This is a genomic window from Sphingomonas yabuuchiae (assembly GCF_014199595.1).
Lineage (GTDB): Bacteria > Pseudomonadota > Alphaproteobacteria > Sphingomonadales > Sphingomonadaceae > Sphingomonas > Sphingomonas yabuuchiae.
Genome location: NZ_JACHNX010000008.1, coordinates 46343 through 61715 on the forward strand (window position 1 = coordinate 46343; position 15373 = coordinate 61715).

A 15373-nucleotide genomic window follows, 5' to 3' on the forward strand; every position below is an offset into this window, starting at 1 on the left:
CGCGGCCAGGATCAGACCGAGACGATGTTTCACAGCGATTTCCCCGAAAGCGGCATCGCTGCGCCGGGTCGGGCTGACCGCGTACAGGATGCAGGACTATGGCTTGGACCAGAAAGGGGCGCACGGCGCGGACGCGCGACGACGGCGGGGCAGGTCCCCGATCGCGCCAGGCTCTTTCTCGCCATCCGTCACCCCCGTCATCACCGGCTTGTCGTGCGCCGGTATTCTCATGGTATGTTTTGGTATCATGGCGAGGTGAACGGGGGGCGTCCACCCATTTTCGGGTACGATCTTCTATCCCATTGCACCTGCAATGGATTGGCGGCTCAATGCGCCATGCCTAGCGCGAGCAGCCCGATGATCCAGATCAGCAAAACGGCCGCCGCCATGACCGAGACGACCAGCGTCATCAGCAGGCCCGACACCAGGCCCAGGCGATAGGCCCCGCGAATCTGAAGGAACAGATGCACGGGAAAGGCGAGCATCAGCAGCGCCAGGCCGGGCAGATGCGCCAGCTTCGTCCACAGGATCATCACGACCATCAGCAGGCTGACGAAGCTGAGCGAATAGGTGACGAACACCGCATGGTCGAACATCGCCAGCCCGCGCTTCCACAGGAAGAACAGCCGCATGAACGGCATCGACAACAGGATCAACGCCCAGGAAAATTTATAGCCGTTCGCCTCCATCTTGAAGAGGAGGAATTCGGGATCGCGAATGGCATGGACGATCTTGGCATCCAGCGATTTCCAGCCGGTGATGACCTGCTCCTGATGTTCACCGGAGCTGGAATGGGCTTCGTCTCCAGCACCCAGCGTCATGGCACTGGCGGTGAAGTCCATGCCTTGCTTTTGGTCGACCAGCTCCGCCCGTTCCTTGTCGAGCAGGGCGGTATCACGTTTGGCGGCGACGGCCGCGGCGCGATCGCGGTCGATCACCGCAATCCGCTGGTCGACCTTGGCGACTTCGGCGCGCAACTCAGTCGCGGCCTCCTGCGTGCCGGGTGCATGGAATGTCGCAAAGCCCCCAAGGGCCGAATAGGCGATATAGAGCAGGAAGACGCTGAACAGATACAGCGCCAGCGGGGACAGGAAACGCCGTCGCTCGCCCGCGATATAGCGGCGGGTCAGTTCGCCGGGTCTGGTGACGAGCATCGCCATCGTCCGCCACACCTGTCCCTCGATATGCAGGACGCCATGGCTGAAATCATGCCACCATGCGCCCAGCGTGCGGTGGATGTGCGACGACTGGCCGCAAGCGTGACAATAATGGCCGACCAGCGCCGTGCCGCAATTCAGACAGGCCTTCGCCTCGTCTCCCACCATCTTGTCCCCCTGCATCTTATCCCCTTATCGATGCAAACCCCATTGACGAGACACGATAATTCGCCGCTCGACGCAAGGCCAAGGATCGTCGCGGCGGTCAGCTTTGCGCCGACAGGCGGGTATCGACCAGGTCGAGCTCGCGCCCCAGTCGCTGCGCGGTCTCCGACCCGATGGCACGCGCGTTGAGCAAGTCGAACACGACCCGCCGCTCGGCCCGGATCGCGGCCAGCCGCATCCGCCTCTCGACATCCTCCAGCCGCTTGGCATCGGGATCGACATCGCCCTCCAGCGTGTCGATCCGGCTGCGATAGCCGTCCATCAGGCGCGAGGCGATCTCGACATATTGGTCGGCATCGTCGCGACCCTCGGCCATTTCATGCTGGAGCCGCTCCAGCTCGGCGATGGCGGCCTTGGCGGCGGCGACGCGGGTATGGTCCAATTCGCTCATGCCGTCCTGGACCGGCAGGGCAAGGCCACGCAGCAGCAGCGGCAGGGTCAGGCTGGCGATGACCAGCGAGGACAGGATGACGCCGCATGCCAGGAAGATCACCAGATCGCGCGCGGGGAAGGGCGTACCGTCGCCCAGCGTCAGCGGCAGGGTCAGGGCACCCGCCAGCGTGATCGCACCGCGTGCGCCCGCCACCGACATGGCGGTGATGACCCGGCGCGGCGGGCTGGTGCGGTTGGGCAGATGCCGCTCGCGAAACAGGGTCAGGCGCAGCGCGACCCAGGTCCAGGCGAAACGAAGCGCCGCCAGCCCCGCGACGATCGCCAGCACATACAGGCCCAGCCACCACAGACTGTCGTGCCCGGTCAGCATCACCGTGTCGCGCGCGCCCGCGAACACCTGCGGCAATTGCTCGCCCAGCAGCACGAAGATGATGCCGTTCAGTGTGAATTGCAGCATGTCCCACACCGCCTGCCGCCGGATGCGGGTGGCGGCCTTCACGCCCGACGAGACGTTGGTGAAGGACATGGCGATGCCCGCCGCCGCCGCCGCCAGCACGCCCGAGCTTTCGACATGTTCGGCGACGAGATAGGCGGCGAAGGGGATCAGCAGGCTGACCAGGATGTTCGACCCGCTGTCGTCGCCGAAACGCCGCGCGAACAGGCTCTTGGCGGTGATCGTGCCCCAGGCGATGGCGACGCCCAGCCCTACGCCCGACACCGCCATCCATGCGAAGGTCAGCCCTGCATGGGTGAGCGAAAAGGCCCCGGTCAGCGCGGCGGCGACCGCGAAGCGCAGGCAGACCAGGCCCGAGGCGTCGTTGAGCAACGACTCCCCCTCCAAGATGTGCATCATGCGCTTGGGGATCGGCACCTTCTGCGCGATGGCCGACACTGCGATCGGGTCGGTCGGCGATACCACGGCGGCCAGTGCAAAGGCGACCGCATAGGGCATGGCGGGGATCATCCAGTGGATGAACAACCCCATGCCCAGCACCGTCAGGAACACCAGCCCCAGCGCCAGCCCCAAAATCGCGCCCGCGTCGCGGAACAGCTCGTCCTTCGGAATGCGCCAGCCGTCGAGGAACAGCAGAGGCGGCACGAAGAGCAGGAAGAAGATTTCGGGGTCGAGTTCGACGCGGATCTGCGCAATCCCGCCGATGACCGCACCGAGCGCGATCTGGACGAGTGGCCGTGGAAGCGCCGAGGGCAGCAGGCGGGAAACAACTCCGCTCAACACGACGGCGAGGAGCAGGAACAGGCTAAGCGTGACGATGTCCAATCGGGGACCTTTCGGGTGCAGCGGTTGGAGTGGCCATGGCGACAAGGCGGCACGACCGGCATATCAGCGAAAGGCGAGGGGCAAGGCCGACACGAATCGCGCGAGGGTTAACCATGACATGCGCGGCAAGGGGCGTTCAACCCGTTAAACGGGTTTTATCGGCTGATCCATGCTGTCTTATTTCCTCCCTTGCAAGGGGAGGTGGCGCGCGAAGCGCGTCGGAGGGGTGTCCCCCTCTCGATAGCGTGACACCCTTCCGTCAGGGCTGCGCTCTGCCACCTCCCCTTCCAGGGGAGGAATAGTTCAGGCGGCCGCTCTCAACTCGCGGTCTATGGGGGCGAGGGCCCCCAGGAATTGCTCGGCGCTGGCCCGCCACGAAAAGCCCTGCCCATAAGCCGCGCACGCTCCGCGATCGAGCGTCAGGGCTCCCGCGATGGCCCGGTCCAGCGCCTCGTCCATCACCCCGGTCTCGGGGCTGAGAACGTCGAGCGGCCCCTGCACCGGCAGGGCGGCGACGGGCGTTCCGCACGCCAGCGCCTCGATCATCACCAGCCCGAACGTATCGGTCCGGCTGGGGAAGACGAAGACGTCCGCCGCACGGTAGATGGCGGCCAGATCTTCGCCGAACTTGGCGCCCAGGAACCGGACATCGGGATATTGCTCGGCCAGTGCCGCGCGGGCCGGGCCGTCGCCGACCACGACCTTGGTGCCCGGCGTCCGTGTCTCGAGAAACGCCGCGATGTTCTTCTCGACCGCGACCCGGCCCGCATAGAGCTGCACCGGGCCGGGCAGCCCCGCGACCATTTCGTCATGCGGCCCCTCGGCCCGAAAGAGCGCGGTGTCGACGCCGCGTCCCCAATGCCGGTACTGCGGCAGGCCATGCGCGGCCAGCGTCGCGGCCACGCTGGGCGTCGAGGCCAGGATCGCGGTCGACGGCGCGTGGAACCAGCGAACGTAACGCCAGACGAATTCCGGGCTGACCGCCTTGACCCGTGCCGCCACATATTCGGGGAATTGCGTATGATAGGCGGTAGTGAAGGGCAGGCCGCGCGACAGGCACCAGCGCCGCGCGAGCAGCCCCAGCGGCCCTTCCGTCGCGATGTGCACGGCGTCGGGGTCAAACCCGCTCAGCGCCCGCCCGACCGCACCGGGGGCGGGTAGCGCCAGACGGATTTCGGGGTAAGTGGGGCAGGGGATCGAGGCGAAGAGGTCGGGGGAAACCACGCGGACCTCATGGCCCATCGCGCGCAGCTCGCCTGTCACCGATTGCAGAGTGCGGACCACGCCGTTGACCTGAGGTGACCAGGCGTCGGTGACGATCGCGATCCGCATCCGGCCTTGTCCTTCCCGATCAGGCGGCGATGGCGGCGACGGTCGGCTTGCTCCGTCGCGCCTCCATCTCGTCGCCCCAGTGCAGGATTTCCATCGTGCCGTCGAAATGCTCGACCAGCGCGGTGCAGCCCTCCACCCAGTCGCCGTCATTATAATAGGTGACGCCGTTGATGTCGCGGATTTCGGCGGTGTGGATATGGCCGCACACCACCCCGTCGACGCCGCGTGCGCCCGCCGCATGGGCGACGACTTCCTCGAAATGCGAGATGAAGGCGACGGCGTTCTTCACCTTGGCCTTGGCGTGCTTGGACAGCGACCAATAGGGACGCTTCATCCACCGCCGGACGATGTTCACCCAGCGATTGACCTCCATCAGCGCGGTATAGGCGAAGTCGCCGACATGGGCGAGCCAGCGATGCGCCAGCGTGATCGCGTCGAACTCGTCACCGTGCAGGACCAGCAGGCGGCGGCCGTCCGCCGTCTCGTGGATCGCCTTGCGACAGATGGCGATGCCGCCGAAATCCATGCCGGTAAACTGGCGGAAGATCTCGTCGTGATTGCCCGGGATATAGACGACGCGGGTGCCGCGCTTGGCACGCTTGAGCAGGCGCCAGACCACGTCGTTGTGCGCGGCGGGCCAGTAGAATTTCTTCTTCAGCCGCCAGCCGTCGATCATGTCGCCGACCAGATACATGGTCTCGCTGTCGACATGGTCCAGAAAGTCGATCAGCATCTCGGCATTGCAGCCGCGCGTGCCGAGATGCACGTCCGAGATCCAGATGGTGCGGTAACGGCGGCGTTCATGGCCCTCGGGCTCCGGCGTCACCGGCGCGCGGGGGATGAAGTCGAGGATGGCGGCGTCTTCGTGCAGCGAGCCATCGATCGGAATGCTGGTCATCGGCATCGTCGGAACCCCACGCTTGGCGTTCCGGATGTCATAGGCGTCATCTGTTACGCCCGCGTCGCAGATCGGTGACAGGCGCGCAGCAGTTTCGTGACGGGGGTAAGTCAGGACAAGAAAAATCCGCCGATCCTCAGGGACCGGCGGGCTGTTTTTTTCACGCCCCTCCCGCAAGCGAGTTTCAGGTCGGTCATGCCCCCGGCATGACCTAAACGATGCGGGGCATCGTTTACCTGAAACTGGGATGGGGGAGGGCAGGCCACGGGTGTTGGTCTCTGTGAGACTCCTTTCCCTCCCCTCGGTCCCCTCCCGCCTGCGGGAGGGGATGCAGGAGTGGCTTAGAACCGCACCGCGACCGAGGCGGCATAGGTCCGGCCGTTCTTGTAGAAGGCGGTCGGACGATCGCGCGTCGCGTTATACTGGTAATAGGTCTCGTCGAGCAGGTTCTGCGCGTTGACCGACAGCGTGATCTCCTTGGTCAGGTTCACACCCGCCGAGAAGTCCAGCTGGCTGTACGGCGCGACCATTTCGCGCGAGTTCAGGCGGCCGATCGTGCGGAAATAGCTCGAGCGGTAGTTGTAGCTCAGGCGCGCCTGGAAGATCCCGCTTTCGAAATAGGGGATCACGTTGACCGTGTGGCGCGACAGATACGGCAGGTTCAGTGCCGCACCCGACGAGTCGACCGAGGAGGTCGAGCTGTCCTGGTACGAATAGTTCGCCTGGATGCCGAAGCCGCCCCAGATTTCGGTCTGGCCCGACACCAGCGCACCGTTCACCTTCGCCGCGCCGCCATTGATCGGCTGGTTGACGTTGTACGTCGTCAGGCGATTCTGCAGCGAGTTGAAGAACACGGCGTTGGTACGCGTGTTGATGATGTAGTTCGAGATGTCGCGACGGAAGAGTTCGACCGCGATCAGCGAGCCGGCGCGCGGATACCATTCCGCCGTCAGTTCGTAGTTGGTCGACTCGTACGGCTTCAGGTTCGGGTTGCCGCCGCCGCCATCGAGCGTGATGTCGTTGAGCGAGGTCGCCGCCGCCAGATCCTGATAGCGCGGACGCGAGATCACCCGCGCGACCGAGCCACGGACCAGGAATTCCGGCGTGATCGAATAGGCGATGTTCACGCTGGGCAGGAACTTCAGATAGTCGGTCGTGGTGGTGGTCGGCACCGGCACCGGGGTGACCGTGTTGGCCAGCGTCACGGCATAGTTGGACTGGTCGCGGGTGTAGACCAGACGACCGCCGATGTTGCCGCGCAGGCCGCCTTCATCGAAATTGGCCTGGACGTAGGACGCGATGACCGTCTCGCGAACCTTGGTCGACGCGCCGACCTTGGTGACCAGCGGGCTGTTGATCGAGTTGGCGAGGATGTCGATCACCGCCTGCTCGGGCAGGTTGAGATACTGGGTCGCATTGCCCATGCCGCCGCTGCCGTCGAAGACGCCGCCCGGCGTGACGAGCGTGGTGACGCCCAGCTGGTTGGCGGTCTGCGAGCTGGTCTTGTAGGTGTTGATGCCACGACCGTCGATGCGGTTGACGTGGTCGGTCACGCGGCTGCCGATCAGGATCTGCTTGAACGGACCGAACTCGACCGGGATCGTCGCATCATAGCCGCCGAAGATGTCGCGGTCGGTGGTGACGCTATAGTCCAGGCCACCGATCTGCGCGCCGTTCAGCTGCTGGCCGTTGACGACGACCGGGCGGCCCTCGATCTGGGCGGGATTGTTGTTCGGGTTGGTGAAGTAATTCGCCGGGTTGGTCAGGTCGCCCGTGAAGTTCACCGTCGCCGAGGTCGGCGTGAAGGCATAGTTGAACGGCAGTTTGGTCTGCACGTTGAACAGATATTCGGGGTTGCGCCCGCCGGTCGCCTTCGACCAGCCGCCCGCGAAGTTGATCTTCGCGCCGTCATCGCCTTCCCAATCGGCGAAGAAGTTCAGGTTGTCGGTCTTCAGCTTGGTCTTGCGGACCAGCGTATCGAGCTGCGCCGACTGGTTCGGCGCGGCGGCGAAGCTGGCCGAGTTGACGACGCCGTTGGCGACATTGGCGGTCTGCAGCACGCTGCCGGTCCAGGCGACCGGGATCGTGTACATCGACTGGCTGTAGTTGTTGTAGTTGCCGTCGATGTGCAGGCCGTTCAGGGTCAGCGTCAGGTTGGGGGCCGGGCGGTACTGCACGGTGCCCGACACGCTGGCGCGCTCGCGGGTCTGCTGGAAATAGGCATAGTTGATGCCGAACGGCGCGACCGCGTTGATCAGGTCGTTCTTGGTGCCGCCGGTGACGGTGGCGTTCGGGTTGAGCAGCACGCCCTGGCCCGACGCGTCGCGCACGACATTGCCGTTAGCGTCCTTCTGGAAGAAGTCCGCGCCGCTCTGATAACCGAAGAATTCGACACCCGCGCGGGTCAGCGCCTGCTTGTCATAGGTCGCGGCGACCAGGAAGCCGAAATTGTCGGCTTCGTTGTGCCAGCTGTACAGACCCGAACCGCGGACATTCCCCTTCTCGGAACGGTCGTTGTACGTATAGCCGCCCGAAGCGAAGATCGAATTGGGTGCCAGGTCCAGGGGACGGCGGGTGCGCACGATGACCGTGCCGCCCAGGCTGCCTTCCTCGATGCGCGGTTCCGGCGACTTGTAGACCTCGAGCCGGTCGACCAGTTCGGGGGCCAGCAGCGAATAGTTGAAAGTACGGCTGGACGGGTCGTTGTCGTTGCCGCCCCAGTCGGCCGAGGCCAGTGCATGGCCGTCGAGCAGCATGCGGTTCAGTGCCGGGTCGGTACCGAGAATGGCGACCTTTTCGCCCTCGCCGAAGCGGCGGTCGATGCTGACGCCCGGGATGTGTGACAGCGATTCCGCCACGTTGCGGTCGGGGAACTTGCCCACGTCCTCGGCGGTGATGACGTCGACGACGGCGTTGGCCTCGCGCTTGACGTTGATCGCGTTGCGCAGGCTGGAGCGGATGCCGGTGACCACGATGTCACTGGATTCGCTGCCCGGTGCGGTCTGGGTCGGTGCATCGGCAGACGGCGTCGCGGTCTGCGCAAAAGCGGTGCCCTGGATGCCGGCGAGTGCGGTCGCCGTCAGGATCATGCCGCGGAAGCTCAACATGTTGAAATCCCCCAAAAAATACTCGCCGCTCCACCGCGCGCGCTCTTATTGTTGTCTGGGGATGGCTGGTGGCGTCCTCCCCGGCCGGCTTGTTATACGATATGCCGGAACTACCAACCTGTAACCAAACTGACATTGGTCCGTAAACGGAAAAAATATGACGTTCTTGTCATGAGACCATTGGGCTGGCGCATTGTCCGGCGTACTGCTTAAATGACTCATCTGTGAAAAACCCGCGCGGCGGTGGTCCCGGTGCGCGGCGCAAATGGGCCGGGGGAAGTTCAAGATGGTCATGTCACCAGTCCGCGCTGAAGCGCCGCTGCTGGAAATCTGCGTCGATGACGCGGACGGCGTGGCGGCGGTCGTGGCCGCGGGGGCGGACCGGATCGAGCTTTGCGGTGCGCTGGGTCTGGGCGGGCTGACGCCCTCGGCGGCGCTGGTGGCGCATGCGGTGGAGTCCGGTGTGCCGGTGCACGCGATGGTGCGGCCGCGCGACGGCGACTTCCGTTATGACCGTGCCGATATGGGACTCGCCACGAAAGAAATCCGTCACATGGTGGCGATGGGCGTCGCGGGGGTCGTGGTCGGGGCGATGGAGGACGACCAGCGGCTCGACCTGGACATGCTGGCGCGCTGGCGCGAGGCGGCGGCGGGGGTGGCCATCGTGCTACACCGGGCGATCGATCTGGTGGCGGACCCCGTCGAGGCGGTCGGACAGGCGGCGGAGCTGGGCTATGACCATATCCTGACTTCGGGCGGGGCGGCGACGGCCGAGCAGGGCGCCGACGTCATCGCGAAGATGGTCGAAGTGGCGAATGGGCGCCTGTCGATCATCGCGGGATCGGGTGTCTCGGCGGACAATGTCGGGGCGCTGATCGCCCGGACCGGGGTCGATGCGGTTCACGCCTCGGCCAGCGTGCGTGAGGATTGGGGGGATTCGCGGGTGCTCGGCATGGGGTTTGCGGTCGGGCCCAGGCGCCGGACAAGCGCCGATCGCATCGCCGCGATCCGACAAAAGATAGGGGAAGGATAAAAGCCAATGTATGCCAAATATAATACCTATTGCTCGCTTGGTTCGGCTGCGATAAGCCTGTTGACGAAGCGGGGCGTGGCATGAGCGACGCCCGGGCAAAGGGGGATGGCGCGGCCATGACATTCTCGGCGCAGGTCGGCTCCTTCCGAAAGGGGAACCCCGCGCCGTTATACCTCCAGCTCCAGCAGTTGCTGCGCGATGCGATCACCAACAATGTCCTGGCCGAGGATGATGCGATCCCCGCCGAGCGCGATCTGGCGATCGAATATGACGTGTCGCGGATCACGGTGCGCAAGGCGATCGGCGGACTGGTCGAGGAAGGGCTGCTGACGCGCAGGCGCGGCGCGGGGACCTTCGTCGCGGGGCGCGTGGAGAAGAGCTTCTCCAAGCTGTCCTCCTTCTCCGAAGACATGATCGCGCGCGGCCGCACGCCGAGCAGCCAGTGGGTCAGCCGTGCGCCGGGAACGGTGACGCCGGAAGAGGCGCTGTCGCTGGGCCTGTCGCCGGGGGCACCGGTCTATCGTTTCCAGCGTGTGCGCTTCGCCGACGAGGTGCCGATGGCGATCGAGGTGTCGACCATTGCGGGCTTTGCGTTGCCCTCGATCGAGGCGGTCGACCGCTCGCTCTATGCGGCGCTGGAGCGGACCGGCAACCGGCCGGTGCGCGCGTTGCAGCGGCTGCGTGCGGTGCCGTTCGGGCCCGATCATGCCAAGATGCTGGATGTCGATCCGGGCCATGCGGGCCTGTTGATCGAACGGCGCGGATTTCTACGCGATGGACGGGCGGTGGAATATACCCAGTCCTTCTATCGCGGCGATGCCTATGATTTCGTCGCGGAGTTAACCGATGTCTGATGTGATGACCGCCGGTAGTGCGGGGACCAGCACCCTGATGGGAGCGGAAGCGGGGGAGGCGCCGGAGGCGATCGCCCGGCTGCTGGCGCGCAATGCGCCGACCGTCCGGGCGCTGGCTGAGCGGCTGCGTGCCGCCCCGCCGCCGGTGATCATCACCATCGCGCGTGGGTCGTCGGACCACGCCGCGACCTATGGCAAATATATTCTGGAGACCAAGACCGGCGTGCCGGTGTCGTCGGCCGCGCCTTCGGTCGCATCGATCTTCGAGACGCCGATGAAGGTACAGGGTGCGCTGGTCATCGCCATCTCGCAGTCGGGGCGCAGCCCGGACCTGCTGGCGACGGTCGAGGCCTATCGTGCGGGCGGCGCGCATATCGTCGCGCTCGTGAACGATGAGGAGTCGCCGTTGGCGACCGGCGCGGACACCTTCCTGCCGCTGTCGGCCGGTCCCGAAAAGGCCGTTGCCGCCACCAAGTCCTGCCTGACCGCGCTGGCGGGTCTGGCGCAGCTCGCCGCCGCCTGGGCTGGCGACGAGACGCTGGAGGCCGCCCTGGGCGATCTGCCCGGTCAGGTCGAACAGGCGCTGGGCCTCGACTGGTCCTCGGCGGTTGAGGGACTGCGCGAGGTTAGCCAGATGTTCGTGCTGGGTCGCGGTTACGGCTACGGCGTCGCGCAGGAAGCCGCGCTGAAGCTCAAGGAAACCTGCTCGATCCAGGCCGAGCCGTTCAGCGCCGCCGAAGTGCGCCACGGTCCGATGCGTATCGTCGAGCCCGGCTATTCGGTGCTGGGCTTCGCCACCTCCGACGTGGCGGGCGAGGATGTGAAGGCGGTCGCCGACCAGTTCGAGGGCCGCGGCGCCAAGCCGTTCGTCGCGGGGCAGGGTGGTGCGCTGCCGATGGTCGCAGGCCATCCCGCGCTGGAGCCGATTGCGATGCTCGCCAGCTTCTACCGCATGGTCGAGGCGCTGGCGCTCGCCCGTGGCATGGACCCCGACTCGCCGCCGCATCTGCAGAAAGTGACCCGCACGCTATGACCCGTTTCCGTTTCGTCAACGGCCATGTCGCGACCCAGGGCGGCGTCCTGCCGGGTGCGGAGATCGTTTTGGACGGCGACCGTATCGCCTCGATCGGCGCCGTGGACGGCTCCACCGACACGATCGACCTGAACGGCGGCTGGGTCGTGCCCGGCTATATCGACACCCAGGTGAATGGCGGCGGCGGCGTGCTGTTCAACGACCGTCTCGACGTGGACGGCATTGCGACCATGGCGGCGGCGCATGCCGTCTATGGCACCACCGCGATGCTGCCCACCCTGGTCAGCGAGACGCCGGATAAGATTGCCCGCGCGCTCGACGCGATCGACGAGGCGATCGAGGCGAAGGTGCCCGGCATCGTCGGCATCCATATCGAGGGCCCGGTGCTGAACCCGGCGCGCAAGGGCATTCACGATCCGACGCGCTTCCGCGATCTGGACGAAGAGATGATCGCCGTCCTGACCCGTCCCCGCAAGGGCAAGGTCATGCTGACCATCGCGCCCGAGCGGGTGCCGGTCGCCACCATCCGTCGTCTGGCGGAAGCGGGCGTGCTGGTCAGCGCGGGCCATAGCGAGGCGAGCTATGAGCAGGCGGTCGAGGCGTTCGGTGCGGGCGTCGTCGGCGTCACGCATCTGTACAACGCGATGCCTGCCATGCAGCAGCGTGTGCCGGGTCTGGCGGGCGCGACGCTCGACGATCCGCGGCCCTATGCGGGGCTGATCATCGATGGCTTCCACGTCTCCGCGCCGATGCTCCGGCTGGCGATGAAGGCGCGGCCGTTCGACAAGCTGATGCTCGTCACGGACGCTATGTCGTCGGTTGGTGCGGTCGAGAAGGACTTCGTGCTCCACGGCCGTCATATCGACGTGTCGGGCGGCAAGTGCACCTATACCGACGGCACGCTGGCGGGCTCGGACCTCGATATGGGGTCGGCGGTCGCCAACGCGGTCGAGCAGCTGCGCATCACCGTCGATCAGGCGGCGGCGATGGCCGCGACGCATCCGGCGGCGTTCCTTGGCCTCGGCCATGAGCGCGGGGCGCTGGCCCAGGGGCTGCGCGCCGACTGGGTGGTGCTCGACGCCGCGCTCAAGCCGGTCGAGACGCGTATCGCCTCGGCGGAGCCGGTCGCGGCATGACGGTCGCGCGCCGCGACCTTCTGCTGGGCAGCGCGGTGGTGGGGCTGGCGGGCGGCATGGCGCCCGTCCCGGCCTTCGCCGCCAGTCGCCGCCCGGCGGACGGCGCGGGCGCGCTGCCCATGCCCGAGCCCGTGGACCAGCTTCCGCCCGCGCTGCCGGTGCAGGATGCGGCCCGAGTCCTGATGGATCGTGGCTGGGTGTTCCATGAAGGCGATGTCGAGCCTGCGCCGCTCGACACGCACAACGCGACCTATCTGTCGGTCAAGGCGGGCAATGGGCGCGGCGCGGCGGCGGTCGATTATGACGACAGCGACTGGCAGTCGGTCGACCTGCCGCATGACTGGGCCTCGTTCCAGCCCTTCGTAAAGACCGCCAATGTCGCGCAAGGTTACCGCCCGCGCGGGATCGGCTGGTATCGACGCAGCTTCCGCCTCGACCCGGCTTTGCGCGGACGGCGGATCGAGCTGGAATTCGGCGGCATCGCGACGAACGCCACGATCTGGGTCAATGGCAGTGTCGTTTCGCACAATTTCTCTGGCTATAACGCGGTCCGCATCGACCTGACCCCGTTCGCGCGGTTCGGGGACGAGGCCAATGTCGTTGCCGTCCGCGTCGATGCGGAGGCAATGGAAGGCTGGTGGTATGAAGGCGCCGGACTCTATCGCCATGTCTGGCTGGGCCACTATGCGCCGGTCTCGATCGCGACCGACGGCGTTCATGGCGATCCGCGCAAGGGCGAGTCCGGCTGGCATGTCCCCGTCACGGCGACACTGACCAGCATCGTCGACACCGACAGCGCGGTCACGGTCGAGGCGCGCCTGCTCGATCCGCAGGGCAGGGTGGTCGCGCAGGGACAGGCACAGACGACGGTGCCCGCGCTGGACGAGGGCAAGGCCGCGCTCGACCTACCGGTCGCCGACCCCATGCTCTGGTCGGTCGAGCGGCCGACCCTCTACACGCTCGACGTACGGCTTGTGCGCGATGGACAAGTGGCGGACGAGCGGCGGGTGCCGATCGGATTCCGTACGCTGCGCTTCGACGCGGCCAACGGCTTTTTCCTCAACGACCGCCCCGTCAAGCTGAAGGGCGTGTGCCTGCATCAGGATCATGCGGGCGTCGGTACCGCCATCCCCGATGCGCTGCTCGGCTGGCGGCTCGACCGGCTGAAGGCGATGGGCTGCAACGCCATCCGGTCCAGCCACAATGCACCGACGCCGGAATTGCTCGACTGGTGTGACCGGCTGGGCTTCCTCGTGATGAACGAGAACCGGCAGTTCAATCCCGCGCCCGAATATCGCGCGCAGCTGGAATGGCTGGTCCGGCGCGATCGCAACCACCCCAGCGTCATCATGTGGTCGGTCTTTAACGAAGAGCCGATGCAGGGCACGCCTGCGGGCGTCGAGATGGTCAAGCGCATGGCGCACTGGGTCCGCGCGCTGGACGACAGCCGCCCGGTGACGGCGGCAATGAACGGCGCCTTCTTCAATCCGGTCAACGTCGCGCAGGTCGTCGATGTGACCGGGTTCAACTATTATCAGGGCGATTACGACCGCTATCACCAGCTGAACCCGGCCAAGCCGATGACTAGCTCGGAGGATACCAGCGCCTTCATGACGCGCGGCGCGTTCGAGAGCGATCCGGCCCGCCACATCGCGTCGAGCTATGACGTCGAGGCGGCAAGCTGGGGCGACACGCATCGGAGCGCGTGGAAGAAGATCGCCGAGCGCGCCTTCGTGGCGGGTGGCTTCGTGTGGACCGGCTTCGACTATCATGGCGAGCCGACGCCCTATGAATGGCCGAGCATCGCGAGCTTCTTCGGCATCATGGATCTGTGCGGCTTTCCCAAGACCGCCTTCGACATCCACCGCGCCGCCTGGGTCGACGACCAGCCGGTGGTCGCGATCGCACCGCACTGGAGCTGGCCGGGGCGCGAAGGCAAGCCGACCAAGGTCATGGTCCTGTCCAATGGCGAGCGAGTCGTTCTGCGCCTGAACGGGAAGACCGTGGGCGAGGCGGTGGTCGACCGGCTGATGGGAAATGAGTGCACTATCCCTTATGCGCCGGGCCGGATCGAGGCGATCGCCTATCGCGGCGGCCGTGAAGTTGCGCGTGCCGCGCATGAGACGGTTGGTGTGCCGGTCGCCCTTCGGCTGACCCCGGCGCGCACGGTGATGGCGGGCGATACCGAGGACGCGCAGGCGATCACCATCGATGCCGTGGATGCCAAGGGCCGCCACGTCCCGACCGCCAATCTGATGACCCGCTTCACCATCGAAGGCGGTGCGATCATCGGGGTCGGCAATGGCGATCCCAACAGCCATGAGCCTGAAAAGGGCAATCAGCGCTCGCTGTTCAACGGCCTCGCCCAGATGATCGTGCGGCCCGATATCGGGCGCGGGCGGATCACCATTCGCGCGACGGCGGACGGGTTGAAGCCTGCCACGCTGAAGCTCGACCGGCTGGGCGTGATGCCGCGTGCGCAGGTCGCGGTGATGAACGGCGATATGGACGTGCGCGAATGGCGGCGCTCGCCGCTGCTGGCGACCAGGCCGTCGCCCGACCTCGCACCCGCCGCCAGCGACAATAATGGCTGGGCCTTTGTCCAGGCGGGTACGCCGACCCCGGCGGAGGGGGCGGGCTGGCGCGTCTATCGCGCGGTCGTCACGCCCCGGCGGGCGGTCGCGGCACGGGGCGGCGAACTGCGGCTGGCTTCGGTCGGCGGCATGGCGAGCCTGTGGGTCGATGGGCAGCTGGTCGCGGAGAAGCGCGATCCCAAGCCCGGTCCGATGACGGCGACCCTGCCGTCCGGCGCGGGCAAGCGGACCGTCGCGCTGATCGTCGCGGGGATGGGCAATATCGATAGCGGCCTGCTGGGCCGGGTGACGATCCGCCCACGCTGAAGGCGTGCGGGGGACGCTCACGGGGA

Annotated in this window: 10 protein-coding genes; 5 read left to right on the forward strand and 5 right to left on the reverse strand. The window is 66.4% G+C overall.

Annotated features, from left to right (window positions below; all coding sequences use genetic code 11):
• Positions 1-326: 326 nt before the first annotated feature.
• The 5 genes from GGQ89_RS11230 to GGQ89_RS11250 all read right to left on the reverse strand — a co-directional run bounded on the left by GGQ89_RS11230 (position 327) and on the right by GGQ89_RS11250 (position 8391).
• Positions 327-1340 carry a DUF3667 domain-containing protein gene (locus tag GGQ89_RS11230; protein ID WP_184105854.1) on the reverse strand — a complete coding sequence of 338 codons (1014 nt, stop codon included), beginning with the start codon at positions 1338-1340 and terminating at the stop codon, positions 327-329.
• Positions 1341-1422: 82 nt separating this feature from the next.
• Positions 1423-3054 carry a Na+/H+ antiporter gene (locus GGQ89_RS11235; RefSeq protein WP_184105855.1) on the reverse strand — a complete coding sequence of 544 codons (1632 nt, stop codon included), beginning with the start codon at positions 3052-3054 and terminating at the stop codon, positions 1423-1425.
• A gap of 303 nt (positions 3055-3357) precedes the next feature.
• Positions 3358-4386 carry a glycosyltransferase family 4 protein gene (locus tag GGQ89_RS11240; RefSeq protein WP_184105856.1) on the reverse strand — a complete coding sequence of 343 codons (1029 nt, stop codon included), beginning with the start codon at positions 4384-4386 and terminating at the stop codon, positions 3358-3360.
• 19 nt (positions 4387-4405) lie between these two features.
• Complete coding sequence (locus GGQ89_RS11245; RefSeq protein WP_156361293.1) at positions 4406-5290, reverse strand: UDP-2,3-diacylglucosamine diphosphatase; 885 nt, start codon at positions 5288-5290, stop codon at positions 4406-4408.
• 335 nt (positions 5291-5625) lie between these two features.
• Positions 5626-8391: a TonB-dependent receptor gene (locus GGQ89_RS11250; protein ID WP_240456375.1), complete on the reverse strand. Its 2766-nt coding sequence runs from the start codon at positions 8389-8391 to the stop codon at positions 5626-5628.
• Between the two features lie 286 nt (positions 8392-8677).
• Between GGQ89_RS11250 and GGQ89_RS11255 the strand changes: the two genes are divergently transcribed.
• The 5 genes from GGQ89_RS11255 (at position 8678) to galA (ending at position 15347) form a co-directional block, all read left to right on the forward strand.
• Positions 8678-9424, forward strand: a complete 747-nt coding sequence (locus GGQ89_RS11255) for a copper homeostasis protein CutC (protein WP_240456374.1) — start codon at positions 8678-8680, stop codon at positions 9422-9424.
• 116 nt (positions 9425-9540) lie between these two features.
• Entirely contained in the window at positions 9541-10278 is a 738-nt protein-coding gene (locus tag GGQ89_RS11260; RefSeq protein ID WP_056438491.1) for a GntR family transcriptional regulator, read from the forward strand.
• The gene (locus GGQ89_RS11265) at positions 10271-11311 is read left to right on the forward strand and encodes an SIS domain-containing protein (protein WP_076716720.1); all 1041 of its coding nucleotides are present in this window, start codon (positions 10271-10273) and stop codon (positions 11309-11311) included. Before GGQ89_RS11260 ends, GGQ89_RS11265 begins: the two co-directional genes overlap by 8 nt.
• Positions 11308-12447, forward strand: coding sequence for an N-acetylglucosamine-6-phosphate deacetylase (gene nagA, locus GGQ89_RS11270; RefSeq protein ID WP_184105857.1), 1140 nt, complete (start codon positions 11308-11310; stop codon positions 12445-12447). Before GGQ89_RS11265 ends, nagA begins: the two co-directional genes overlap by 4 nt.
• On the forward strand, positions 12444-15347 hold the full coding sequence (gene galA, locus GGQ89_RS11275) for a beta-galactosidase GalA (RefSeq protein WP_184105858.1): 2904 nt from the start codon (positions 12444-12446) through the stop codon (positions 15345-15347). The genes nagA and galA overlap by 4 nt, the downstream gene beginning before the upstream one ends.
• The last annotated feature ends 26 nt before the right edge of the window (positions 15348-15373 follow it).